Below are 25,583 nucleotides of genomic sequence, written 5' to 3' on the forward strand. Positions count from 1 at the left end.
CGGCGCCCTGGACTTGCCGCGCGCTACGACCTTGACTCGACAGGGCGATTTTTGTCCACCGCCCGGCTGGACCGAAAGCGGCCGAATGACCCAGAAGCAGGATGACGTGAAAGGCCGGGCGGTTGAAGCCTTCATTGGCCTCGACTTCGGGACCGCCTACACGAAGGCAGCCGTTGGGCTGCTTGACAAGGTGTTCCCCGTAGATTGGGACGGTGTCGTCTGCACGGCCGCTCGCTACCTTTTGCCAACAGAGTATTCCGCGCTACCGACAGGTCGCTGCTGGCTTGGCCAGCATCCAGAGGCAAGCCCCGGCGATCTGATTTCCGGCCTGAAGCAGGACTTCATCGCTGGGTCGATCGATGACGCGACCATTCGAAGAGCGGCGGTATTCCTGGCGCTGGTTCTTCAGTATGTGCGGGCCTGGGTGTACAAGCACCACGGTCCGAAGCTGGGAACCCGACCGATCCGGTGGCACCTGAACATCGGCATCCCTTGTGACGGATTTGAAGATGAGCGGCGCCGACGCGCGTACCAGGAACTGATGCGGTTGTCATGGTCCTTGAGTCTCTCGGAGGCTGCGAAGATCAACTACGCTGCCGCGACACTCGTTGCTGCAAGCGCCGACAGCCCGTTGCCGATGGATTTGACCGAGGCCGATGCTGTGCCGGAGTTTGTGGCGCAGCTGGCCGGCTATGCACAGTCGGCTCAGAGGCGCAACGGGCTGCATGCCTTGGTGGATATTGGTGGAGGCACTGTCGACATGGTGACCTTCAATGTCCACCACGTGGACGGCGATGACGTCTTCCCGTTCTTTGTTCCGACCGTGGAGGCATTGGGTACGTTTGGCCTCATAGCGAACCGATTGCGGGACTACAACGCGCCCCGGGCCACGATCGCCAGGCCATTTTCGGAACTGACGGATGCAACTGAGTTCTGCGCGGCCACTGGCGTGGCCCATGAGCAGACGCAGGCCCGTGACAAGAGCTTCTTTGCCCGTGTCGGGTCATCCTTCGCGCGGGTCATGCTCACGACGAAGCAGCGGCGCTATCGCATGGCACCGGAGTGGCGCGAGGGCGTGAGGACGTTCGTGACTGGCGGCGGTGTTAACGTGCCGGGCTACACGGCAGCGTTGGCGAATTGTTCTCTCCCTGACCACATTCGACTGAACTGGTTGGACCTGCCGGTCCATTCCAAGCTGGACGGATTCGATGCCGGCGCCGTGGACTATCAGCGAATTTCAGTGGCCTGCGGCCTCGCAACCAATGCACTCTCGCTGGGTCAGGTTCGCCCCGCCGCCGAGGTCGACGACGATGTGCAGGCTCAACGCGCGACGGTGCACCGCGAGCGCCTGAGTCATGAAGATCTGTACCCGCGCTAGTGGCAGAGCACAGGACCTTAACCTGACTTGATGCTCGTATGACCTCTTACTATTGGCCTGTTGGGTTTGTCTTGCAAGCGTCGTCCACTTCTAGGGTGGCATGAGACGTGACATCCCTGATCACCTGGCTCGATCACGATAGCGCTGCCGCCGAGCGTAGCCTCAGAATCCTTTCGTTCTTCAAAGAGCGAGAGTCCCGAGACGAGCTCGGAATCGGTGGGATTCGAGATGCCATCGCGGACCAACTCTTCCCGGGAACGTCCACCATCCAGACACGCCTGCGCTATGTCTTCTTCATACCATGGCTATACGATCAACTCGATGCCCGGGCAACACCTGCCGCACAGTTTGGGGGTGCTGCGCGAGAGGCGGAAAATCGCCTTCTCGCTGCACTGCTCGATTCGCTCCCGGAAACTGCCTGGGGAGTGATTGGCCGCGAGGCCGGCAGCTCGCTGAAGCGGATGCCGAGCTCCGTCTATTGGGCCGCCCTAGGACGGTGGGGGTTTCGGCGATTCGACGGTACGCTGCAACAGTACTTCGCGCAGGCCGATCGTCGCCACGCTCATGTTCGGTCGCGACGTCGACGCGACGACGATGATGCGCACGACGGCGATACGTCTGGCCAAGCCTGGCATCCGCACTTGGTGAAGCTGCGTCCAGAGGCTTTCCCGGGCGGAACCGATCTTGATCTGACCCGCCAAGAAGCGGAGTTTCTGCTGGATCGCTGGCGCCGCGAGCATCCGGAGTCTTTGCTCACCTGGTTGGCGTTGGACCTCACACGGCATACCGAGGTCACAGATGCCCAGCGAATCTGGCTGCACCCTCGGTGCGGTGACTTCCCTCTTTGGATCCGCACCCTCATCGACAACGCGCGCCGGTTCGACTCGTTGATCCGCGGTGCGGCGCTGCTATACAACCTTCAATTGGCTGAGTTGGACGCACGGAACGATCGGGTGGCGACATACGAGGAAGAGCTGTCTCAGTGGGCCCTCGACGATGCACCGAGCTGCATGGGGTGGAATCTTGCCGATTTCTGGCCTCAGGTCTTGGGCAAAGGGCACAGCATCACGACAGAAACCCAGCGCTTTGTCGAGCGTTGGCATGCGTTGACTTGTGGTGACAGCGGGAAGATTGGAGCGTCTGTTGCAGCCAGGCAGTTGGTGGAGCAGCGAGAACGCAAACTCAAGGGTGCGCGCTCCCGCTTCGCGAATCGTGCTGCGCTCAAGCAGTGGGGTGGTGCCGCTGGGCTGGCGCCGTTGAACTATCGCTGGCCGACCGCCAACGCCTTCCTGCACGAGTGGCATCTTGGGTGGGGACGCTCATGATCAGCCTGGAACAGCGCAGCTTGCTCACTGACGCACTGACACCCCCCGCAGACTATTCATTTGAGTGCGGCATCGCGACGACGTTTTCGCTCGATCTCATAACGCTGCTGGCGCTGCCTTTGCACTTGGCCTGGTTGGGCTCCGCAGAGACTCGGTCAGGCCAGATTGACCCTCTTCCGATCCTGGAAGCTCTGCGACGGACCGCAGGCAAGCTAACGGTGTTCTGCCAGCGTGGGCGCATGCAAATCCCTCGAGCAGCCAGCTCACTGCTCGGCTTGTTGGAAGGCATGGTTCACGAGGTATCGGCGCGCCATGGCGGTGCTTTCCATCCAAAGGTCTGGCTGCTCAAGTTCACGGCCACCGACCCAGCCGCTGCGCCGAAGATGCGACTACTCGTCCTGTCGCGCAATCTCACCGACGACCGCTCGTGGGACCTATCGCTCAACGTGGAGGGCATTGTGGGGCGCAAGCCCATCGCAGCGAACAAGCCATTGCGTGCGTTCCTCGAGCAAACCCAGTCCATGAGCCACAAGATCCTGACACCGGGCAGACAGCAGGATCATGTGGACTTGTTGGACACGGCAATGCGATGCATATGGGAACTACCCGGTCGATTCGACGAGATGCATTTCCATGTCTTGGGCGCGAGACGGAAGCTGGAGACTTGGCTGCCGCGCCCTCCAGGAGGCGTTTGGGACACGCTGGGTGTCGTGTCGCCGTTTGTCACCTCGGGCGGCCTTGAACGATTGGCCGGTCTCTCCGCGACGCCCTTGTTCTTGATTGCTCGACCAGAAGAGCTGGACAAGCTTGCTGAGCCCGTGCCGGGCGGCTTCCAGAGTGTTTGCGTCTTGGACGATCGCGCGGAGTCAGGTGATGAAGATGATGACCTTCCGGGAGCGCTGCGCGGACTGCACGCCAAGGTCTATATAGGCAAGCGAGGTTGGAACACACACTTGTTCTTAGGCTCAGCAAACGCCACTGACGCAGCCCTTGTTGTCGGCCGCAACGTGGAGTTCATGGTGGAGCTAGTGGGGAGGTGCAGCAAGGTTGGGCGCCCGGAAGACTGGCAGGGGGACGCCGGTCTGGGACCGGTGCTGACGCCGTATGTTCGTTCCGATCCAGCCGAGTCGGCCGAAGAGTTGCAGGCGCGAAAGCTATTGGAGGATCTGCGCGCGCGACTCGTTGGCGCAGACCTTTGCTTGCGCTGCGCGCATACCGAGGCTGGTTGGCGACTGGACCTTCACGGCGTAGGCGCGGTGGAACGCCACGGCGCGACGGTGAGAGTCTGGCCGTTGTCCCTCAAGGACGAGCATGCGATCGACGTCTCGAGCATCGATGGGTCCTCACCGCTCTTGCTAGGCATTGTGGCAAAGCAGGACCTGACCTCGTTCATCGGCTTTGCCTTGCTGCTCGGGGAACACGAACTCAGCTTCGCGCTTGACCTTCGCACCCAAGGCTTTCCCGACGATCGCGACCTTGAGATCCTTCGCGCGGCATTGCGAAACAAGGACGGCTTTGTGCGTTATCTCTTGCTGCTTCTTGGCGATTGGGAATCCGGCGGGAGCGGAACTGACGAAGACGAGCACAAGAAGTGGCGATCGGCTTGGCGGTCCGGTGCATTTGATTCAGTTCCTCTGTTCGAATTGCTCTCGCGGGCGTTTGCTCACGACCCACAAAGGCTCATCCAAGTTGCCAAGGTGATCGCCAGGCTAACCATGGAGGGTGAGGACGCTCACGACGAAATCGTGCCACCGGAATTCCTTGAGATGTGGAAGAGCTTCGAGCAGGCGCTGAAGGAAGAGGCCATCCAATGAATGCGATGGGAAAATCATCCGCCGCGCTGCTTGGGCTGAAAGACTTTCAGAGGCGGACGGTCGACTACGCGTTCGGCAGGATGTTTGCGACAGATAACCCGGCTCGACGCTTTCTTGTGGCCGACGAGGTCGGGCTGGGAAAGACGTTGGTTGCCAAGGGGCTCATCGCCCGCACTATCGAGCATCTGAAAGACAAGGGCGAGCGCATTGACGTGATTTACGTTTGCTCGAACGCCGACATCGCGGCGCAAAACATTGCGCGGCTTATGTTGCCAGGGCAGCCGTCGTTCGCGCGAGCCACCCGCCTGACGCTGCTTCCGTTGGTGACTGAGCAGCTTCGTGCGCACCCAGTCAACTACATCAGCTTCACACCCGGTACGACATTTACGCAGAACAGTCGCACCGGGCGAAAAGAAGAACGCCGTCTCGTATACCAGATGCTTCGCGAGATTCCGACACTTGACGCTCGGGGACTTCGGAACGCCATGAAGGGGACTGCCGGGGACGGGTGGTACGTAGAGGCAGATGCGCCGCTGACGTATGACGGCGATATTGCCGACGCCTACCGACTGCAGTTGTCACAGCGCCCAGAGCTGTTCAGTGAATTGCATGCTGTGGCTGAGATCTATCGCGATCGCAGGAGAAGCATCTCTGAGGCGGACGCGGAGAGATGTCTTCGACTGACAGGATCGTTAAGGCGTGAGTTGGCGAAGACGTGCTTGAAGGCCTTGCAGCCGGATCTCGTCATTCTTGATGAGTTTCAACGATTCGCAGAGCTCTTCGACGACCCAGACAAGAATCCGTCGGCCGAGTTGGCACACGAACTGTTCAACTACTCGCAGGACTTGCGCGTCCTCCTGCTGTCGGCCACGCCATACAAGATGTACGCGTCCGACGAGGATCAGGAAGACCACTACGCAGACTTCCTCCGTACTCTGAGCTTTCTCATGCCCGGGGAAGCCGCAAGACTTCAGGCGTTGAAAGACGACATTGCGGAGTTTCGGACCGGTTTGCTCAGCGTGCAGAGCGAAGGAGATCTCGATGCACTGAGCGGCACAAAAGCGCGAATCGAATCGTCTTTGCGGACGGTCATGTGCAGAACGGAGCGGGTCGGATTCACCATTCGCGCCGACGCGATGGTCGGTGAACGACTAATGCTGCCGAAGTTGGAGGCCCGGGATCTGCGTGACTTTCGCTGGCTGGAAACCATAGGTGAACGGCTGGGCGAAGCGGACGCTTTGGAGTATTGGAAGTCCAGTCCATACCTTCTCAACTTCATGCGCGAGTACAGCTACAAGCATGCGCTGCGAGTAGATGAGGATCGCAAAGCCTCTTTGATTGGCGACTTGATCGCAATGGGACGGGCGAGCCTCCTGCAGCCGTCATCGATCGCGAATTACGAGCGGCTTGATCCAGGAAATCCGCGTTTGAGGGCCTTGCAAGGCGAACTGGATTTACAGGGGCTTTGGAGGCTGCTTTGGATGCCACCATCCATGGCGTATTGGAAGCCCGCGGGACCATACGACGGCCTAGGGTCGGTCACGAAGCATCTGATCTTTTCCGCCTGGAACGTGGTGCCCGATGCACTCGCGGCACTCCTGTCTTATGAGGTGGAGAGGCGAATTGTCGAGGAATCAGGCGTGCGGTCCGACCATGCAGCGATGCCAAAGCGGTTTGCTGCACGCCTGCGGTTCTCTCGTCAGCGTGATGGTCGCTTGGGCGGGATGGCCGCATTGATGTTGATGTTCCCCTCTCGAGCACTGGTTGAAATCATTGACCCGCTAAAGCTGGTTGCGGAGGCCGCGGCTACGCCCACCTTTGATCAAGTTCGGCAACGTGCGGCAAGTCTGCTTGCTGGGTCAATTGAGTCTCATGTCGATCGGTCTGTCGTTCAGGGCCCAGCGGACAGGCGGTGGTACTGGGTCGCGCTGACACGCTTGGAAGCGTCTCGTCACCCAGATTCGCGTAGTTGGTGCGAATACGTCTGGAGGCATGCTCGCTCTGGCACCGACGATGAGGAACACGATGCTGAGTCTGCGTTTCAAGCACATGTGGATCATTGGCTGGAGTCTTGGGATGGCAACGTTGGCGAGCTTGGGCGTGTGCCTCCCGATCTGTATGACGTTCTGGCAGCGTTGGCACTCGCGGGGCCTGCCACTTGTGCTTTGCGAACTCTTTCCCGGCACTGGCCACTGACAGTGGACGTTTTGCCCACTGCATTCAGCGCAGCAACGCGCATTGCGGAGGGTCTGAGAAGTCAGTTCAACGCGCCGCGCGCCGTCGGTTTGCTCAAGGCGATCGACGATGACGACTCATACTGGCAGCGGGTTCTTCAGTACGGAGCGGATGGAAACCTTCAGGCTGTACTGGATGAGTATGTCCACGTGCTTGTCGAGTCCTGCGGACTGGGTGGGACTGATCCATTGAGTGCGCTCGCGGCGCTTGCAGCTCCCATGTTTGACGCGATGTCATTGCGAACCGCCACGCTGCGGCCGGAGGAGGTTTCGACCACTGACGGGCGCATTCAAATCGAGCCGTTCGGCGCCGGCCTGAGGAGCAACTTCGCGCTTCGATTTGGGGGAAAGAACGACGAGGAGGGTGCGGTGTCTCGCAAGGAGACGGTGCAGGCAGCCTTCAATTCGCCGTTTTGGCCGTTTGTCTTGATATCTACATCCGTCGGACAGGAAGGCCTGGACTTTCATCCATGGTGTCACTCCGTCATTCACTGGAACTTGCCCTCAAACCCGGTCGACCTCGAACAGCGTGAGGGTCGTGTTCATCGATACAAGGGCTATGCGGTCAGGAAGAATGCCGCAGCGCAATATGGCGCGGACATCCTTCGGGAAGGAGTCGTCGGCGGCGACGATCCCTGGGAGGCCGTCTTTCGTTGCGCAGTTGCTGGGCGCCCCAAAGACTCGAACGACCTCGTCCCATTCTGGGTCCTCGAGTTGGATGGCGGCGCCAAGATCGAACGACGAGTCATGCTGCTCCCGCTGAGCAGGGACGAGTCGAAATATCACCGACTTCGGCGCAGTCTGGCGCTGTACCGAATGGTCTTTGCTCAGCCGCGCCAGGAAGACTTGCTTGCCTGCCTGGAGCAAGCGATCGGCGAACGGCGCGCCGCGGCCATCGCCGAACGATGGCGCATCTGCCTGGCACCTCCGTCAGATGTCGTTTCGCGCTCGCCTGGCGAAACGGGTCGCATCGGGGGCCCTGAATCCATACCGCCGGAGGCTGGCTCAGTTTTTGAGCTAGTCGCCAGATAACCTTTGCTTGTCTAAAACGTGACGCGGCAGAGGTACATATGACGTTGCTAGCTACTTCGCATCCGACTTCAGACGTGAAGGCGACCGTAGAGCCGATCTACCTGCATTTGCCCGTGACGGACCCGGAAACGGCGGCAGCACTTGCAGAGGTTAGCGATGGGCGCGATCGCCAAGAGTTGGCGTTGACAGCACTGAAGATTGGCATCTTGTCCCTGAAGGCCGCGCGCGGCACAGTCGACGGTGCCGCTATCCGTCAAGAGGGCGACCGCCTGCTGGGAACGCTCGAGGAGCGCCTGCACAAGCACCGCGAACTGCTGGACGAGTCCCTCGGCGGGACGCTGCGCAGCTACTTCGACCCCGGCAATGGGGCCTTTACGGAGCGGATTCAACGCTTGCTGCGGCACGACGGAGAGCTTGCCACGGTGATCGGCGGGCAGGTGGAAACTGCCCGAAGAACGCTCGACGAACTCCTGGTCAAGCACCTTGGCGACGACAGCGCCTTGCAGTCCCTGCTCAGTCCGGAGGAAGGCAACGCGTTCATCGAGGCGATTCGCGGCCAGGTGTCGAATGCGCTACTCCAGCAGAGCGAAACGATCACCGACGAGTTCTCGCTCGACCGGCCCGACAGTGCGCTGAGCCGCTTGGTACGCGAACTCAAAGACCGCCATGGCGACCTGGAGCGCAACCTTGGCGAGCGCGTCGCCTCGGTAGTAGGCGAGTTCTCGCTCGACAACAAAGACTCGGCGCTGTCGCGCCTAGTGGGCCGGGTGGAGCAGGCGCAGGGCCAAATCAGCGCCCAGTTCTCCCTCGACAACCCCGAATCAGGCCTGACGCGCATCGTGCAGCGCCTGGAGCGCTTCGAGACCGACCAGACCAAGCGCTCGCAGGAGTTTGAGCTTCGCGTAACGTCGATGCTCGAGCGAATCGTCAGCCGCCGCGACGACGCGCGCCGTTCGACGATTCATGGCAACGAGTTCGAGCAGCGCGTGGGCGAGCAGCTGCAGGCGCATTGCTTGGCCGCGGACGACATCTTCGATGCCGTAGGTGATACCTCCGGGGTGATACCGCGCAGCAAGGTCGGCGACTTCGTCGTTACGTTGGGCCCGGATTCTGCGACACCAGGTGCCACCGTCGTTGTCGAAGCCAAGGAGAGCGGGGTCTACACGCTGAAGGCAACGCTGGAAGAAGCCGATGTCGCGCGGCGCAACCGGGCGGCTTCGGTGTGCCTGTTTGTCCATTCGTCACGGACGGCGCCCGTCGGCGTGCCCGAGCTGCATCGTTGGGGCCAGGACATCGTGGTCATCTGGGATGCCGAAGACCCCACGACCGACGTGCGACTGAAAGCCGGCTATCTGCTGGCCAAGGCGCTGTGCGTCCGCGCCAATCAGCACGACGAAGAAGAGGCGGCGAGCCTGGCCGAAATGGACGTGGCCATCGAGGCGATTCGCAAGCAGATCGCCGGTTTCGAGGAAATCAAGACTTCCGCGCGTACCGTCGTGGGTGGCGGCGAGAAGATCCTCAACCGCGCGCGGCTGATGGAAGAGGAGATCACCCGGCGCCTGGTCGGCCTGGACACGCAGCTCGGCCGACTGCGGGCCGCCACTGACGACAGCCCGGCTTGATCGCCCATGCAACTGCGCGACGGCATCACTTTGTTCTCGGCGACCGATCTGGTCGCGTACCTCGAATGCGAGCATCTCACCGTCCTGGACTTCCAGGCTCTCGCTGACGCCGACATGCGCGCCAGCAAATCGGTGCCCGACCAGTCTGCCGAACTGATCGCGCGCAAGGGTGACGAGCACGAGCGAGCGTACCTGCAGCGACTGCGAGCGCAGGGGCGGACGGTGGTGGACATCGCGGCCGGCGGCGGCACCATCGACGACAAGGTCGCACGCACCTTGCAGGCCATGCGCCAGGGCGCGGAGGTCATCTACCAAGCCACCTTGTGCGAGGGACCGCTTATCGGCCACGCCGATTTCCTGCGCAGAGTCGACGGCGAGCCCTCGACCTTCGGCAATTGGCGATACGAGGTGGCCGACACCAAGCTCGCGCGCTCGGCCAAGGCAAAGTTCCTGGTACAGCTGGCCTTCTACAGCGCTCTGCTCGCCACGGTGCAGGGGGCAGAACCGAAGCTGATGCAAGTGGTACTGGGCGACCAGACGGAACGCGCGTTCCGGTGTGCCGACTACATGCACTACTACCGCTCACTGCTTGCGCGGTTCAAGGCCAGGGTTCGAAACCTGGCCGATGGCGCCACGCCAGGAACCTATCCCCTGCCAACGTCGCACTGCGACCTGTGTCATTGGCGAGATCACTGCGCGGCGCAGCGCATAGCGGATGATCACCTGTGCCAGGTGGCCAACATCAGCCGTATCCAGTGGGCGAAGCTGCAGGTAGCCGGGGTCGACACGATGGCTCGTCTGGCCGCGCTGCCTGCAGGAACGCCGATCCCGCGCCTGCGCCCTGACACCCTGGAGCGGCTGCGATCGCAGGCCGAACTGCAGGACCGGGCGCGACGTACCGGCAAGCGCGAGGTCCTCTTGCTGCCGCGCGACCGCGAGGCGCGTCGCGGCTTCCACCGATTGCCGCCGCCTGACCCCGGCGACATGTTCTTCGACATGGAAGGTGATCCGCTCGAGGACGGTGGCCTCGAGTATCTGTTCGGCGTCTGGTTGCGCGACAGCGGATCATGGAGCTTCCTGCCGTTCTGGGCCCACTCCCGCACGGAGGAGAGAACAGCGTTCGAGTCCTTCGTCGATTTCGTCACCCGGTGGCGTGAACAGCATCCCCGCTCCCACGTCTACCACTACGCCAGCTACGAGGAGACAGCGCTCAAGCGGCTGGCGAGCTGGCATGCCACGCGCGAAGTGGAGGTCGACAACCTGCTGCGTCAGGGCGCCCTCGTGGACTTGTACAAGGTCGTACGCGAGGGAATCCGCATCTCCGAGCCCAGCTACTCGATCAAGCACGTCGAGCACTTCTACCGTCCGGCGCGCGCGGGCGACGTCCAGAACGCTGGCGCGAGCATCGTGTTCTACGAGCGTTGGCGCGAGACGCAGAACGCGCAACTCCTGCAGGACATCGCCGACTACAACCGCGACGACGTCGAGTCCACCCAGCAATTGCGCGACTGGTTGCTGACGCTACGGCCGACGGGCCTGCCGTGGAGGACCGGCAACGGCGCGCCAGCCGCCGAAGTCCCCGGCGGGGAAGCCCCGGCAATGACGAAGGCCCAGGAAGCCGAGCTTCGGCTGGTGCCATACCGCCAGCGGCTCATCGACGCATTGCCGGCAAACCGTGCTGAGTGGTCCTTCGAACAACATGCCGCCGAACTGACGTACCAGTTGCTGGACTTCCACCGCCGCGCCGACAAGCCAACTTGGTGGGCGCTGTTCGATCGCATGGACCGGGACGAGGAGGAGCTGATTGAGGACAGGGAGTGCCTGGCAGGCCTGCAGCAGGATCCGGCCAATCCGCCGCGTCAGGACAAGCGGTCCACTGTCTATACCTATCTGGCGCCAGAGCAGGAGACCAAGCTCTCCAGCGGCGACGACTGCACACGCACAGACACCGCCGAGGTTGTCGGCAAAATCGAGTTCGACGAAGAGTCGCGACGGGTGACGATCAGGGTCGGGCCAAGCAAGCAGCCGCTGCCAGCGCACGTAAGTTTCGGACCGGGCGGGCCGATCAACAGCAAGGCACTCGTCGACGCGCTTTTCAGGTTCGCCGACAGCGAGCTCACCGGCGACGACCGCTACCTTGCGTTGAAGCGCCTGTTGCGGAGGCAGCCGCCTCGCCTCGAAGGTCGGTCACCCGGGGAGGCGATCATCCTTCCCGGACAGGAGATCCTGGATGGCAGCCTCGCTGCCGCGATGGCCATGGATGGCACCTGCCTGTACGTTCAAGGGCCACCGGGGTCAGGCAAGACTTACACCGGCTCGCGCATGATCGCCGGCCTGCTGGCCGCGGGGCGGCGCGTGGGCATCATGTCGAACAGCCACAAGGCGATCAATCACCTCCTGAAGGGCGTCATGCAGGTGGCCGCCGAGCGCTGGCTGGCGGTGTCGGCCGTGAAGAAGGCGAATCGCGACCGCCCCGGCACCGAGTACGACGGGGAACCCCGCACCGTCGTCAACTTGTACCAGAACGGCGACGTATGGGCTTCCGACGCGCAGCTTGTGGCAGGAACGGCCTGGCTCTTCTCCGACCCTGCCGCTGATCGGGCGCTGGACGTCCTCTTCGTCGACGAGGCCGGCCAGGTCGCGTTGGCGAACTTGATCGCCGCTGGCACCTGCGCCCGGAACATCGTGCTGCTTGGCGACCAGATGCAGCTGAGCCAGCCGGTGCAGGGCGTGCACCCAGGCCGTTCGGGCGACTCGGCGCTGGACTGGCTCCTGGACGGCGCCGCAACGATTGCACCGGACCGCGGCATCTTCCTCGCCACGAGCTACCGCATGCATCCGCTGGTCTGCCGGTTCATCTCGGATGCCGTGTACGACGGCAGATTGGACGCGGAGGATGGCAACGAACGCCGCTCCCTGGCGCTCGGTCCTGACGCGCATCCTTTGCTGCGGCCGGCCGGCATCGTGCATGCGGCAATCGAGCACGAAGGCTGCTCACAGAGCAGCGGGCCGGAGGCGGCGTTGGCCGCGGAGATCTACGCCAGTGCACTGCGCCAGCGCTTCACCGACAGGGAAGGCGTAGAGCATCCGATGACGGCCGCCAACATCCTTGTCGTGGCGCCCTACAACGTGCAGGTCAACTTGCTCAAGCGCAGCCTACCGGCCGACGCAAGGGTTGGCACGGTAGACAAGTTCCAGGGCCAGGAGGCGGAGCTGGTCATCGTGTCGATGACAACGTCGAGCGAACAGGACCTGCCGCGGCACCTTGAGTTCCTGTACAGCAAGAACCGTCTCAATGTTGCCGTCTCTCGCGCCAAGTGCCTGGCGATCGTGATCGCCAATCCGGCACTGACGGCAATCAAATGCCACACCCCTGAGCAGATGGCGCTGGTCAACACGCTGTGTTGGGTGGCGGAGGCCGGGCGGCTAGCGTAACTTTGCCATGGCCAATGCATCTTCACGAGTACCAACTGGATTGGCGGACTCGACCGAACCCGATGAAATGGCGTTGATGGGGCGGCCGGGTTCGCCGAGTTGGGCACGATGAAGACAGCTCTGGCTCTACACGAACTGAAGGTGCTTCGCGAAGCGCCGATGTGGAAGCTGCTCGCTTCGCAGCAGGCGCCGTTGACCCTGTCGTTGCTGCAGTCGCTGTTCCCGGAAACCTCCACCCAGCTGGGTTCGGCCAGCCTTATGGAGAAGTTGTCGGTCGAACTCGACGCGCTGCGAGTCCGCGGCGAGGACATCGACAAGACGCCGCAGATGCTCATCGGTGAGTGGGTGCAGGCGAAGTGGCTGGCCCGAGGCTTCCCTGAAGGGGCCAGCGAGGAGGTCTATGAGCTCGCGGCCGAAGTGGTCCCGGCGCTGCGCATGATGATGGGACAGCTCGAGCCGCGCCAGGCGGCCACGGAAAGCGGCTTGGCCGTCGTGATTGACTCGATGCTGCGGCTGGCCACGGACACCGACCCCGACCCAGCCTCGCGGCTGAAGGCGCTGCACGAGGAATCGCGCCGCATCACGAACGAGATCAGCCAGGTCATGAAGCACGGCGTCACGCCGTTGGAGCCTGCCCGCGCCAGCGAGCGCGGACGCCACATCGTCGCGATGACCGAAGCGATCGCGGCAGACTTCAGGCGAGTGCGCGAGGCTTTCGAGCGGCTCAACCGCGACCTGCGCAGGCAACTCGTGGAGCACGAGGGACCGCGCGGCGAGGTGCTGGACAGGGTGTTTCTCGGCAGCGACGCGATCGCTGATAGCGACGAGGGCAAGTCGTTCTCGGCGTTCTGGCGGCTGTTGACGGACCCCTCGCAGTTCGAGGCCCTAAAGGCCGCACTGGAGGCGCTGGAGTCGCGCCCCTTCATGCGGCTGTTGAGCATGGACGAGCGCCGGCGGCTGTTCCGGGTGACTGACGTGCTGCTCGTCGAAGGCGGCATGGTCCAGGACGTCATGGCGACCCTGGGGCGCAGTCTCAAGACCTTCGTGCAGAGCCGCGAGTTCCAGGAGCAGCGCCAGATCCAGCGTTTGATTCGGGCGACCATCGCGGAGTCGCTGGCGCTGAAGGACCAACTGACCAACGGGCGGACGCTGGACTTCACCCTCACGTTGTCGACGAGCAGCCTGCGATCGGTGGCACAGCTCGAACTCGAAGACCCGCAGCAGCGACCGGGCGAGACGTCGGTCGACGACGCCGAGGCACCGGAGATCGACCTTGCGGCAATGCGAGAGATGATCGACAACGCCGACATCGACATCCCGCTGCTCAAGGACAACATCCGTCTGGCGCTGAGCCAGCACAGCCAGATCAGCGTCGGCGAGTTGACCCGGATGTTCGAGGTGACACAGGGGCTGGCCTCCATCGTCGGCTACATGTCGCTCGGCCAGCGGCACGGCATCTTGCTCGAGGACCGGGAGCGCGACTACCGGCCGCGTGAGCTGGTCACGTGGACCGGGCGCGATGGCGTCGCGCGCCAGGCCCGCATAGCGCAACTACTCTTCACGAAAGACTGCCTGCATGACCTCCATTAGCAAGCGCCGCGGCCGCCACCCCGCCATCTTCCGCAGGCCCGGGGCCGGCGACAAGGCGGCGTCGACGCCGACCGCCGGCAGTCGCGGTGTTGACTCGCTGGAGGACGACGGAGACCAGCTGGAAGAGGGGGACGAGGATGATTTCCGCAGGCCCGAGAAGGCTGACGAGGAGAAGGCGCTGTTCGCCGGTGACACTTCGACTCTGCCGTACGACGTGCGCCGCGCCTACGCGCTGCTGCTGCGCGGCCCGTCGATCGACGAACGCCACAGCAAACTGTGGCCGATCCTGATCGCCCACGAACAGCGCCTGCGTCAACTGCTGCACGCTGTGTTCCTGGACTTGGTGATCGACACAGATCAGAAGGTCGCGTTCGCGCGCCCCGTTCACGCGCCCGAGCTCGACGTGCCGCACCTGCTGCGCGACGTACGTCTGACTTTCTTGGACACGGCGCTTGTGCTGTTCCTGCGCATGCGGCTGACGCTGGCGGACGCCGCCGGCGAACGGGCGACCGTGTCGCGCGTGGAGTTGACTGAACATCTGAAGGCCTACGAGGCGAGCGACAACGTCGACAGGAGCCGCTTCGGCAGGCAGATCGAGGGCGCGATCGACAAGGCCAAGAAGTACAACTTTCTGCGCCAGATCCGCAATAGCAGCGGCGAGCGCTTCGAGGTGTCGCCGGCGCTCAAGCTGGTCTTCTCGCACGAGCAGGTGAGTGCGTTACTGAGCACCTATCGGCGTATCAGCGCGCCGGTGAACGACCCCAGTGACGCAACCGCCGCGCTCGGCGCGCAGCACTACGACAGCGCAGGCACCGATCACGATATCGAAGAGGAGCCGACTTGAATACCCAACAGGGCTTCTTCGACGACCCCGAAGAGATACTCCCTACGACTCCCCTGACCGTGGGCGATGGCAAGCGCCCGCAGTGGTCCGAGCGCGACATCAACGAGGCCGCACAAAAGCAGTTCCGCCTGAAGCAGATCCAGGTCCTGAACTGGGGCACGTTCAACAAGCTGCACGTCTTCGACATCTCGCCGCGCGGCCACCTGTTGGTCGGGCCGTCCGGCTCGGGCAAGTCGACCATCCTGGACGCGCACTCTGCCTTGATGGCGCCTCCGAATTCCGAATTTAACGCGGCGGCACGTGGCAACGACAAGGTGACCCGGGACCGGACGCTTCTGACCTACATCCGCGGCGCCTGGGCGACGAACGAGTCGGAAGAGGGCATCATCGCCGCGCAGTACCTGCGGGCGGATTCGACCTTGAGCGCGGTCGCGGAAGTTTATGCCAACGGCACGGGCCAGACGCTGACGCTGGTCGGGATGTGGTGGATCAAGGGGAAGTCGACGCTCGCAAAGGACGTGCGCAGCTGCTTCATGGTGGTGGAGCGTCTGTTCAGCCTGAAGGACCTGTCGTTCTTCATGCAGGCCGACTACAACCTGCGCTCGTTCGCGAAGAACCTGCCCGACCTGGCGCCGCCGTTCGACACACACTCGCCCTTCAGAGAGCGCTTCAAGGCGCGCCTGGGAATCGACCACGACCTGGCGCTGCGCTTGCTGCACCGGACCCAGTCGTCGAAGAACCTGGGGGACATCAATGCGTTCATGCGCGACAACATGCTCGACGAACCGCAGACGTTCGGCATTGCCAAGGGGTTGTGCGACGACTTCAACACCCTGGCCGCGGCCCATCGCGATGTCGTCGAGGCACGCGAGCAGCGCGACCTGCTGCGCAAGGCCCGAGCGCACCGGTTGCTGTGCGACGAGCATCAGACGAAGGTCGAGCGCGCCGACGTGCTCCTCGGTCAGCTCGAGCACCACCGGGATTATCTGCAGTACACACTGCGCGGCGAGCGCGCCGACGAACTGCGGGTCGAGCTCGAAGGGATGCGACAGAAGGTCGACGATCTGAACCGCACCGCCGACCGCGAGCACGCTGAACTGCAGCGGCTGATGAACCGGCGGGCCGGCATGGACGACGGGAACGTGGCGGGCCTGCAAGCGCAACTCGAGGCCCAGCAGCAACTCCTCAACAAGGTGCGGCGCGCGAGAACGCGCGTCCTGGGCTGGCTCAAGACCCTGGGATGGACCGAGCCGCAGGACGCGCGGCACTTTGGCGAGCGGGTCGGCGATGCCGCACAGATTCGCGAGCGCGGACTGCAGAAGGCCGACGCGGCGCGCGAACTCGAGTTACGCCAGATCCTCTTCGAGGCCGAGAAGCAACTGCGCGAGATCCTCGATGACCTGGCTTCGTTGGAGTTACGCAAGTCGAACCTGCCACGTCCGCTCGTCCAGCAGCGTGATCGGATTGCAGACGCGCTGCGACTGGACCCCGCCGTCTTCCCGTTCGGCGGCGAACTGCTGGACGTGCCGGAACAGTTCAGGCCCTGGCAAGGCCCGCTCGAGCGACTACTCGCGCCGCTCACGCGCTCGTTCCTTGTTCCCGAGCAACACTACCGGGATGTGGTCGACTGGCTCGAATCGAACCACACCGGTCAGCACATCCTCTACCTGAGAATGCGCACGCACCAGCGACGCAACAACGACGGCCCCAAGGCACCAGGGCGCATGCTCGACACCGCGGCGGGTGACTATGGCGACTGGCTGCGCGACGAGCTCACGCAGCAGTACGGAGACTTCGTCTGCGCCGAGACCACGGAAGAGTTCCGGCGGGCCGACCGCTCACTGAGCCTGCAAGGGCAGATCAAGCGGGGACATACACGGCACGAGAAGAACGACCGGAGCGACATCAACAATCGGCGGGAATGGACGATCGGTTTCTCGAACGAGGCGAAGAAGCTCGAACTACTCAACGACCTTCACACCCTGCAGAACACCAAGAGCGATACGGAGCTGAGACTGACATCGCTCGAGGAGAAGAAGGCGAAGGAGCAGGAGAAGCTGAACGCGGCGACGGAACTATCGCAAGCGATCTGGGAAGATTTCGACGAGGTCTCGGTGGCCGGCAATGTACTGCGCCTGGGCGAACAGATCGCCGCGGCGCAACAATCGCACCCGGAAGTCAAGGCGCTGGACGAGCAGATCGCCAGCCAGGACACCATCGCGTCGGCTGCCCGCGGCGCCCACGCGGTGGAGGAGCAGAAACACGCGCAGACGCAGACACAGATCGATGCGCTGGTCCGCCAACGTGACGCCACTCCCGCCGAGTCCAGGACGCCACCAACCGACGGGGGTGAACTGCAACCGCTCTTCGGTGGCGGCGTGACGTTAGAAACCCTGGAGCACCGACGCGAGCGGGTAAAGGGCGCGCTGAAGGACCGGCGCAACGAATCCAACGCGCTGAAGATCGGCGCGCAAAACCAGCTCGAGGAAGTGCTCAGGGCGTTCAAGCGCGAGCACAAGGCGGCTTCGGCGGACATGGGCGATACGATGGCGGACTGGCCCGACTACGCCGCGCTGCTGTCGAAGATCGAGGACGATGATCTGCCGCGGTTCGAGGAACGGTTCTTCACGCTGCTCAACGAACAGAGCGACCGGCACCTCGCCAAGCTCCGGCAACGCCTGATCACCGAGAAGGACGAGATCCGTGACCGAATGAACATCGTCAACGACGCCCTGTCGCAGTCGGAGTTCAACACCGGCACCTATCTGCGGATCATGGACAGGCCACGCTCGCTGCCCGACGTTACGGCATTCCTGAACGACCTAAGGGCTTGCCTCGAACGCAACATCAAGCCCGATGCGACGCGCGAGGAGCGCGAAGAACAGTTCGACGCGCTGAACGTGATCGTCCAGCGCCTGCACAGCGACAAGGACGAGGACGAGCGCTGGAAATCTCTGGTGCTCGATGTCCGCCACCACGTCGAGTTCCTCGCCAAGGAGTTCGACGACGCCGGACGGGTGCTCGACATCTACCAGTCGGGCGCGGGCAAGTCGGGCGGGCAGCGCCAGAAGCTCGCAGCAACGTGTCTGGCCGCGGCGCTGCGCTACCAGCTTGCCGGCACAGAGCGGCCGCTGCCCCAGTTCTGCACGGTGCTGATGGACGAGGCCTTCGATAAGGCAGACGCTGAGTTCACGGCGATGACGCTGAACATCTTTCACAACTTCGGCTTCCAGATGCTGATGGCCACTCCCATGAAGGCGGTACGAACGCTTGAGCCTTTCATCGGCGGGGCGCACGTCTTCAGCAACAAGCTGCGTAACAGCTCTGGAGCGGTATCAATCGAGTACGACATGGCGCACCGCCGACTCGTCGGGCTCGGAGGGCAGCGCCCCGGGCGGGAAGACGCACCGGAGCCAGAGGTCGTCGAACGAGGCGTGCATGCCGATCGCTGAGCTGGCCGGCGCTCTTCTGCCCGATGACGTCGCCGATGGTTGCCGGCGGCAGCTCGATAGGTACCAGACCGAATGGCTGCTCAACCCGTCGACAGGGCAGTGGCCGCTGTCGGTGGCGCTGCGCTGCCCGTCGGACAAGGAGGCAGCCCACGCCCCATCAGCAATGCGGACCTGGCTGTCGGCATGGACCGCATTTGAGAGCAACTCCAAGGCAGGAGGCGGCAGCGCGACGGTGGCGTGGAGGACCGTGAACTGGCGTTTGCTGGGCACCGTCACCGTGCCCGAGAAGGTCCTGTTGGACGCTCCTGAAGCGGTTGCAGTGTGTGCCGGCCGGCGTCGTCACTGGGAAACGCTAAAGGATCGGTGGCGAACCCTGTGCCAGCGGCATCCGGCACTGCATGATCAAAAGGACAGCGCGCGCGCGGCGATCGCGATCAGCGATTGGAGTGCCGACGACTTCGGACGCCTGGTGGACTTCCTGGCGTGGTGCGAGGCAAATCCGGGGAGTGGGATCTACCTCCGCCAGCTTCCACTCGTGGGGATCGACACGAAGTGGTTGGAGAAGCGAATCGGTGCGGTCGTGCCAATGCTTCAGGCGATCCTGGGCAGGATCGGCGACGTGCATCAACTGCTCGGGCTCCGCTCACCACCGGAAACGATTCGGATGCGCTTGCTGGATCCGGCACTGCGACAGCAGTTGGGTGGCGCCGAGGATCTGCAGATGCCCGTGCAGCAATGGGCCCAGGTCCTCAATGTCCGGCCGAAGAGGTTGCTAATCGTCGAGAACTTGGCCACGGGGCTGGCAGTACCGGACATGGAGGACGCGATCGTCGCGATGGGGTTGGGGAACAACGTCACCGCCCTGCACAAGATTGGCTGGGCCCGAGAGGCCAATTGCCTCTACTGGGGCGACATCGACACCTGGGGGATGCACATCCTGTCGAGGGCGCGTGGAGCCTTTCCGGGCATCAAATCGGTGCTGATGTCGGAGGCGGTGCTCGAAACGCACAGCCACCTGTGGACCGAGGAGGCGTCGCAGGATATGAGACCGACCGACCATCTCACCCCCGCGGAGGCGAAACTGCTCTCGGATCTACAGAACGGGCGTTGGGGCTCATGTGTTCGTCTAGAGCAGGAGAGAATCCACTGGCCCACGGCCATGCAGGCAGTGGAAACCGGATGGTGAGACGCACAGTGAAGCAAGGGAGCCGCGGACGGCAGAGTCGCTGCGCGGGCCCTGGACGTCGAGACCGGTGAGCCTGGGTCAGAGCGCCGCACTGCCAAATCCGACTGCGAGTGCCCGGGCTGCGGGCGCGAGCAGCCCGTGCGAGCGACACTAATTTCTCTGCCGACGAGCTCGTACCAGCGAAGTGTCGCTGAAGGGTTGTCCACGACTGCTCGGAAGCTGGACCTCAGCGGTTCTCGGGTTCTCGTGCCATTTCGGTCACCTTCGGCGATGCGCTGCTCAGCGGCCGTTAGGGGCCCTCCGATGGCCAGCACTGGACGGCCACGAGGCGACTTTCGTTTGCTGCCTTCAAAGCGGACTCTCAGACGTTTCGACCCGAAGGTTAGCGTTCGAAATCAAGGGCTAACCCCTCGACGGGAGTGAACGGCCCGGCGGGTCGGAGTGGTGCCATGCGGCGAGGGGAGGCGTGCGCTTATCTAGGAATGACGGGGTCTTCGTGGACCACCTCGCCATCAAGGATCGTCAGGACGCTCGTGGTGGCAGGCAATGCCTGCCACGGCACGGTCAAGATGTCCTGAGACAGCACGGCCAGATCGGCGGCCATGCCGGGAGCGATCCGCCCCTTGGCGCGCTCGAGCCGCTCGGCGAACGCCCCGCCGCTCGTATAGGCCAGCAAGGCCTGTTCGCGCGTCAATGCTTCGCCTGGAGCGGCGGCGTAGGTGCTGGCGAGCATGATGTTCAGGAAGGGATTCGCCTCGTCGGGGCCGCCATCGGAGCCGAGCGCCAGCGGTACACCGGCTTCGACCAGGCTGCGAAGGATCGAAAGCCGGTCGAAGAGGCGAGGCGCGCCTTCCGGCAGCGGCGGCGGCAGGTGGGTCGGGTTCTGCGTGACGACGACGCCGAGCCGGGCCGCCTGCGCCAGCGTGTCGGCACGGATCCCGTCACCGTGCTCAACGCGCACGCGCCTGGCGGCCCAGCGCGCGGCGGGAGCCAGCGCTTCCATGGTCTTGAACAGCCGATCCGTTTCGGCGTCGCCCACGACGTGGAGCGCAAGCTGCTCGGGGCGCCGCAGCGCGGTCTGCAGGATCTCCCGCAACTGCGTGCCGGTGTAGTTCGATCGACCCCGCCACTCGGCCCGCCCAACGTACGGCGCGCGCTGCTTCGCGTTCTGCTCGATTCCGGTGCCGTCTAGCAGCCACTTCGGTCCATCGATCCGCACATGCCGCGGCAGCGGCCTCGGCGCTGCATCGAGGGCACGCCACGCATCGGCAATGCGATCCTCGCCGCGTGCCCAGGAGTAGACGGTCCACTTCTGCTGCGTGCCGCCGCGTGCAAGGGCTTCCACCGTCTCGGCCAGCGTCCGGCTGCTGTTCATCAAATGGATGCTCGTCACACCCCAACGTGCATAGCGCTGGCCCGCTTCCTGGAACTCCGCGGCGGTGCGCGCCGGGTCCGGCGGGCTCAGCCGATGCCAACCGATGTCCTCGGCCGCCTCGAAGGCCCGCCCATCGAGGCGACCGGCGGCATCGCGCCCCCACCAGCCACCCAGCGGATCACGCACGTTCTCGGCGACGCCGAGGCGCTTCAGGGCCGCGGAGTTGAGCAGCGTCGTGTGGCCCCAGAAGCCGACCAGCACGACCGGCCGGTCCGGCGCGGCATCGTCCAGCGCGACGCGCCAGTTGCGTGCATCCCGCGCCGTGAGGGGACCCACGATGCCGCTGATCCAGTCGCCCGCTTCTTTCGAAGCCGCGCCGACGGCGGCCAGGACCTCACCCGCGGACGGCCCCGGAAACGGCAGGCCGGGCATCGCGATGGGGGGCGATGGCAGCGTCGATCCCAGATGCACATGGGCCTCGACGAGGCCCGGTGTCACGAGTCGGCCGCCGGCATCGATCACGCGTGTCGTGCCGTCGGCCAGCGCACGGATGTCCGCGTCGGAGCCGACGGCGCTGAACCGCCCCGCCTCGATCGCAACAGCTTCGGCCCACGGTCGAGCAGGCTCCGCCGTGAAGACCCGCGCATTGACGATGACGAGCTGCGGCGCGGGCCAGACCCACGTTGGGGATACAAGTCCCAAAGCCATGGCGAATGCAAGGTGTGCGCGCATGCGGTTCTCCGACGAAGCATCGAGGTGTGAAGCATGTTCTCGGGTCGTCGACAAGTCCCGATCGATCGACGAAATCCGGCGAAAGCGCGCCGATCTGCGTGGCGGGGGCGCACGGCGCAGAATGGTCTTCCACAAAGCTTCTCATCGGGAGACGCTGTTGGATCGACCGATGCTTCAACCGCTGGACGTGCCTCCCCGGCTCGCCGTAGCGGGTTTCGTGATCGATTTCGATCGCGAGGCCTTGCTGGACTCTGAGGGCCGACAGGTCGATCTGCGACACCAGGCGTTCCAGGTGCTTTCGCACCTGGGGCGCAACGCTGGCCGGCTGGTCACCAAGGAAGACTTGCTCGCCACGGTCTGGGCTGGGCTGGTCGTCACGGACGATTCGCTGGTCCAGGCCATTGGCGACGTGCGACGTGCCTTCGGCGAGGCGGGGTATCGAGTCATCAAGACGATCCCGCGACGTGGCTACCTGTTGGTTGTGGCCGACGAGGCGGCCGTGCGCGCCGCGCCCGTGTCGGCCCCGGTAGCCGAGGTCGCGTCCCTCCACATCGCGGCAAGGCCCGCCACTCGACCGCGGGCCCGCGCGGCATGGCTGGCAGGTGCGATCGCGGCGGCGATCGCGCTGGTCGGCGTCGCAGCCTGGTCGGTCCGGCACCGCGACATGCCTCCCGCCGGTGCCAAGGAAGACAGCGACACGCTCTCGGTGGCCGTGCTCGCGTTCAAGTCGCCGGGCGGGAGCAGCGACGGTGATGCACTCGCCAGAAGCGTCGCGGCGGACCTCGTCGCGGAACTGGCCCGCAGCCCGGACCTGCGTGTCATGTCGACGCAGTCGAGCTTCCGGATGTCCGACGGCGCGCTGCCGCTGGTCGAGGTCGGCCGGCGCCTGCACAGCCGCTACCTCGTCGACGGCAACGTGCGCCGGCAGGGCGAGCAGTTGCGTCTCGCGATTGAACTGCTGGACAGCCAGGACGGCCGCGTGCTCCTGTCCGTGACCCACACTGTTGACGCCACCACGCTTGGTAGCACGGAACAGGCCGTCGTCGGACAAATCGCGGGAACGCTGCAGTCGAAGATGACTCGGACCGAGCAGCGCCGCGCACTCTCATCGCCGCCGAAGACGCTGGATGTCTACGCGTTGACGGCCCGCGGCATGGCCCGGATGACCCAGTACAGCGCAACCGGCCTGCGCGAGTCGCGCGATCTGTACGGCCGAGCCTTGAAGATCGACCCGGACTATGCCCCGGCCTGGGCGTTCCTGGGAATTGCGAACACCATCGACGTTGGCCTGCACCTGACCGGCGAGTGGGACGAAAGACGGGTCGGCGAGGTCCTGGCGCAGATCCGCCGCGCGATCGCATTGCAGCCCGACCTGCCGCTGGCCCACCACGCCCTCTCGCAGGCGCTGGCGCTCGGCAACGACTTCGACGGGGCGCTGTCCGCAGCGAAGCGAAGTTGCGAGCTCAGTCCGAACGATGCCGGCTGCTTCTACAGCCTCGGCAAGGCGCAACTCGAACTCGGCGAGGTCGAACCCGCCGTGCAGAACCTGCGCCAGGCCGTTGAACGGGATCCCCTTTCGCCGGCCTACCTGCCGGCGTTCTACGCCACCGCGCTTTGGGGCGGCCGGCGCCTCGAGGAAGCGGTACGTGTCGCCGACGAGTGCCTGGCCAAGGCGCCGGACTTCTGGCGCTGCCGCCAGGACCGCATTGCGGCCCTGTTCGAGCTCGGCCGAATCGCCGAAGCGCGCGAAGAGGCGGTTCGGCTACTCGAGCGGATGCCGACGATGACGACATCCCAGTTTGGCTCGATCTTCGCAGACACTGCCGGCGCACTTCGCGCCCGGCGCGTGGCAGCGGCCGCTGCAGCGGGCGTGCCTGCACATGCTGGTACCCCAGTCGACCCAGGTGACGATAGTCAGCGACCTAAGTGAAGAAGAATGGCGGGTCTCTTCGGATGAGTCTGCCGGGTACCGTCTCATTGTGATTCTTCGATGGTCCGCTTGTGACCATGGTCGATGACGGCACAGGGTCGTCCAGCGTCGGCCAGTTGCTCGCGACCAAGGGCGGCAGTGAAACGTACAGCGGTCGGCAAAGCTCGCGGCGTCCGGTGAGCATCTCATCGCCGCCATTGGTCGTTGACCGCTGAGCGGTCAAGGCCGGCCAGGACCTGTCGTTCGACTTTCTGCCTGCTAGCCGACAGTCGCGTGCCCAAGGTGAACCTGCGCCCATCTACCCGCCTCGTTGTCCTTGCCGACACAACAGCCGATGCGGTGAGCCGAGCAGCAAGCCAGCGCGCCAGCGCGGCGCACCTGCCGGCGACACGTCGACACGTTGACGCTGTGCTGGGAGCGCCCCCTTCATTGGCTGCTGGGCAGACCCGCAGACTGCGCGCGGTACAGAGCTGCTACGAGGTCCGACTGAGACACCATTCCCGAAATCCGGCGGTCGGCATCGACCACGGGTAGGTGATGCATGCCCTCGTCAGACAGCCTGGGCACCAGGTCCACCACGGGGTCTTGTTCGGAGACGGTGTGTACCGGGCTGGTCATGATCTGGCCGACCACCTCAGCTTTATCGGAGTAGGCACCGGGCGTGGGCGCCAGCAGCTGCCGAACGCGCTGCCCCAGGCTGAGGTGGTCCCGCGGGTCGAGCCGGGCATGCTTGAGAAAGTCCACCATCGTGACCACGCCAATCACGCGGCGGGCCCGGTCGACCACAGGCAGGGCGCGGATGCGGTGGCGATGCAGCAAGGCCCAGGCCTCTTGCAGTGGCGTCGCGAACTCCACTGTCACCAGGTCGCGCGACATGATGTCGGCGCAGCGCACGCTGCCGAAGTGGCGTTGCCAGGCCAGACCCTGCGCGTGGCGCAGCACCTGCTCCAGCGACTCGCTGTCGATGTCGAGCAGTTCGTTGAAGCTGCGCAGCGCGGCGTCAAGATCGGCGGTGGTCATGCCGATGCGATCCTGCGGCGCCGCATCGGTGGTGTGGTGGCGGTTTGCGTGTATCACCGGGTGCGGTGCCACGTGATTGCGCGTCACCCGCCTCCACAGCAGGGCACACGCCACGAGCACGGCCGAGTTCAGCGCAATCGGCGCCAGCGCGAAGCCGAAACCCAGATCATGGACCGCCGCCCCGCCGACAACCGCGGTGACGGCCACCGCGCCGCTGGGTGGATGCACGCAGCGCAGGGGGAACATAAGTGCCAGCGCCAAGCCGCCGGCCAGGGCCGCGGACAGTGGCGTCGATCCAAGGGTTTGGAACACCAGCACGCCCACCAGCGCAGCCATGAGGTTGCCAACCACGACGGGCCAGGGCTGTGCCAGCGGGCTGCTTGGCACCGCGAACAGCAGGACCGCAGATGCCCCCATCGGCGCCCCGAGCCAGATCGAGCTTGGCCCCCACGCCCACCAACTCAAACCACCCGTCAGCAGAAGGCCGAGCACTGCGCCTGCGACGTCACGCGCGCGTTCGCGGGCATCGACGGTCTGGCGCTGAAAGCCCAGCCAGAGCAGCCAGCTGCTCTCCTCCAAGACGTTTTTCATCATCGAATTGTTCTTGTTTCGCG

General features: G+C 64.3%; 13 protein-coding genes. 11 read left to right on the plus strand and 2 right to left on the minus strand.

Features of this window, described 5'->3' with window-relative positions; genetic code table 11:
• Positions 1-85 precede the first annotated feature (85 nt).
• From AC30PD_RS00675 to AC30PD_RS00720, 10 genes are all read left to right on the plus strand, one after another.
• A complete protein-coding gene (locus AC30PD_RS00675) occupies positions 86-1,378 on the plus strand; it encodes a hypothetical protein (protein ID WP_489533704.1) in 1,293 nt (430 codons plus the stop codon).
• Positions 1,379-1,485: 107 nt separating this feature from the next.
• Positions 1,486-2,703: a DUF6361 family protein gene (locus tag AC30PD_RS00680; protein ID WP_489533705.1), complete on the plus strand. Its 1,218-nt coding sequence runs from the start codon at positions 1,486-1,488 to the stop codon at positions 2,701-2,703.
• The gene (locus tag AC30PD_RS00685; RefSeq protein WP_489533706.1) at positions 2,700-4,517 is read left to right on the plus strand and encodes a phospholipase D family protein; all 1,818 of its coding nucleotides are present in this window, start codon (positions 2,700-2,702) and stop codon (positions 4,515-4,517) included. Before AC30PD_RS00680 ends, AC30PD_RS00685 begins: the two co-directional genes overlap by 4 nt.
• A 5-nt stretch (positions 4,518-4,522) precedes the next feature.
• Positions 4,523-7,783, plus strand: coding sequence for a DEAD/DEAH box helicase (locus AC30PD_RS00690; RefSeq protein ID WP_489533707.1), 3,261 nt, complete (start codon positions 4,523-4,525; stop codon positions 7,781-7,783).
• Positions 7,784-7,857: 74 nt separating this feature from the next.
• Positions 7,858-9,405 carry a hypothetical protein gene (locus AC30PD_RS00695; protein WP_489533708.1) on the plus strand — a complete coding sequence of 516 codons (1,548 nt, stop codon included), beginning with the start codon at positions 7,858-7,860 and terminating at the stop codon, positions 9,403-9,405.
• A 6-nt stretch (positions 9,406-9,411) separates the two neighbouring features.
• Positions 9,412-12,840 (plus strand): TM0106 family RecB-like putative nuclease, encoded by a 3,429-nt coding sequence (locus tag AC30PD_RS00700; protein ID WP_489533709.1) that lies wholly within the window; start codon positions 9,412-9,414, stop codon positions 12,838-12,840.
• Between the two features lie 108 nt (positions 12,841-12,948).
• Positions 12,949-14,430, plus strand: a complete 1,482-nt coding sequence (locus AC30PD_RS00705) for a DUF3375 domain-containing protein (protein WP_489533710.1) — start codon at positions 12,949-12,951, stop codon at positions 14,428-14,430.
• Complete coding sequence (locus tag AC30PD_RS00710) at positions 14,417-15,274, plus strand: DUF4194 domain-containing protein (RefSeq protein WP_489533711.1); 858 nt, start codon at positions 14,417-14,419, stop codon at positions 15,272-15,274. Before AC30PD_RS00705 ends, AC30PD_RS00710 begins: the two co-directional genes overlap by 14 nt.
• Positions 15,271-18,726, plus strand: a complete 3,456-nt coding sequence (locus AC30PD_RS00715; protein WP_489533712.1) for an ATP-binding protein — start codon at positions 15,271-15,273, stop codon at positions 18,724-18,726. The genes AC30PD_RS00710 and AC30PD_RS00715 overlap by 4 nt, the downstream gene beginning before the upstream one ends.
• Entirely contained in the window at positions 18,713-19,912 is a 1,200-nt protein-coding gene (locus tag AC30PD_RS00720) for a Wadjet anti-phage system protein JetD domain-containing protein (RefSeq protein ID WP_489533713.1), read from the plus strand. Before AC30PD_RS00715 ends, AC30PD_RS00720 begins: the two co-directional genes overlap by 14 nt.
• A 472-nt stretch (positions 19,913-20,384) precedes the next feature.
• Here the strand turns inward: AC30PD_RS00720 and AC30PD_RS00725 are convergent, their stop codons facing one another.
• Positions 20,385-22,019, minus strand: a complete 1,635-nt coding sequence (locus tag AC30PD_RS00725) for an amidohydrolase (RefSeq protein WP_489533714.1) — start codon at positions 22,017-22,019, stop codon at positions 20,385-20,387.
• On the opposite strand from AC30PD_RS00725, the gene AC30PD_RS00730 reads away from it, so the two are divergent.
• A complete protein-coding gene (locus AC30PD_RS00730) occupies positions 22,018-23,949 on the plus strand; it encodes a winged helix-turn-helix domain-containing tetratricopeptide repeat protein (RefSeq protein WP_489533715.1) in 1,932 nt (643 codons plus the stop codon). The genes AC30PD_RS00725 and AC30PD_RS00730 overlap by 2 nt on opposite strands.
• Positions 23,950-24,375: 426 nt before the next feature.
• Here AC30PD_RS00730 and AC30PD_RS00735 read toward each other — a convergent pair whose 3' ends face one another.
• A complete protein-coding gene (locus tag AC30PD_RS00735) occupies positions 24,376-25,563 on the minus strand; it encodes an HPP family protein (protein WP_489533716.1) in 1,188 nt (395 codons plus the stop codon).
• Positions 25,564-25,583: the final 20 nt, after the last annotated feature.

This window comes from Rhizobacter sp., assembly GCF_032229685.1.
In the GTDB taxonomy this organism is placed as follows: Bacteria; Pseudomonadota; Gammaproteobacteria; order Burkholderiales; family Burkholderiaceae_C; genus LMDS01.

What these genes read in the sequence shown, in the direction of transcription:
- AC30PD_RS00690 (WP_489533707.1), top strand. Translation starts at nt 4,523, where the DNA reads ATGGGAAAATCATCCGCCGCGCTGCTTGGGCTGAAAGACTTTCAGAGG.
- AC30PD_RS00735 (WP_489533716.1), bottom strand. Translation starts at nt 25,563, where the DNA reads ATGATGAAAAACGTCTTGGAGGAGAGCAGCTGGCTGCTCTGGCTGGGC.
- AC30PD_RS00725 (WP_489533714.1), bottom strand. Translation starts at nt 22,019, where the DNA reads ATGCGCGCACACCTTGCATTCGCCATGGCTTTGGGACTTGTATCCCCA.
- AC30PD_RS00685 (WP_489533706.1), top strand. Translation starts at nt 2,700, where the DNA reads ATGATCAGCCTGGAACAGCGCAGCTTGCTCACTGACGCACTGACACCC.
- AC30PD_RS00720 (WP_489533713.1), top strand. Translation starts at nt 18,713, where the DNA reads ATGCCGATCGCTGAGCTGGCCGGCGCTCTTCTGCCCGATGACGTCGCC.
- AC30PD_RS00710 (WP_489533711.1), top strand. Translation starts at nt 14,417, where the DNA reads ATGACCTCCATTAGCAAGCGCCGCGGCCGCCACCCCGCCATCTTCCGC.
- AC30PD_RS00700 (WP_489533709.1), top strand. Translation starts at nt 9,412, where the DNA reads ATGCAACTGCGCGACGGCATCACTTTGTTCTCGGCGACCGATCTGGTC.
- AC30PD_RS00730 (WP_489533715.1), top strand. Translation starts at nt 22,018, where the DNA reads ATGCGGTTCTCCGACGAAGCATCGAGGTGTGAAGCATGTTCTCGGGTC.
- AC30PD_RS00705 (WP_489533710.1), top strand. Translation starts at nt 12,949, where the DNA reads ATGAAGACAGCTCTGGCTCTACACGAACTGAAGGTGCTTCGCGAAGCG.
- AC30PD_RS00675 (WP_489533704.1), top strand. Translation starts at nt 86, where the DNA reads ATGACCCAGAAGCAGGATGACGTGAAAGGCCGGGCGGTTGAAGCCTTC.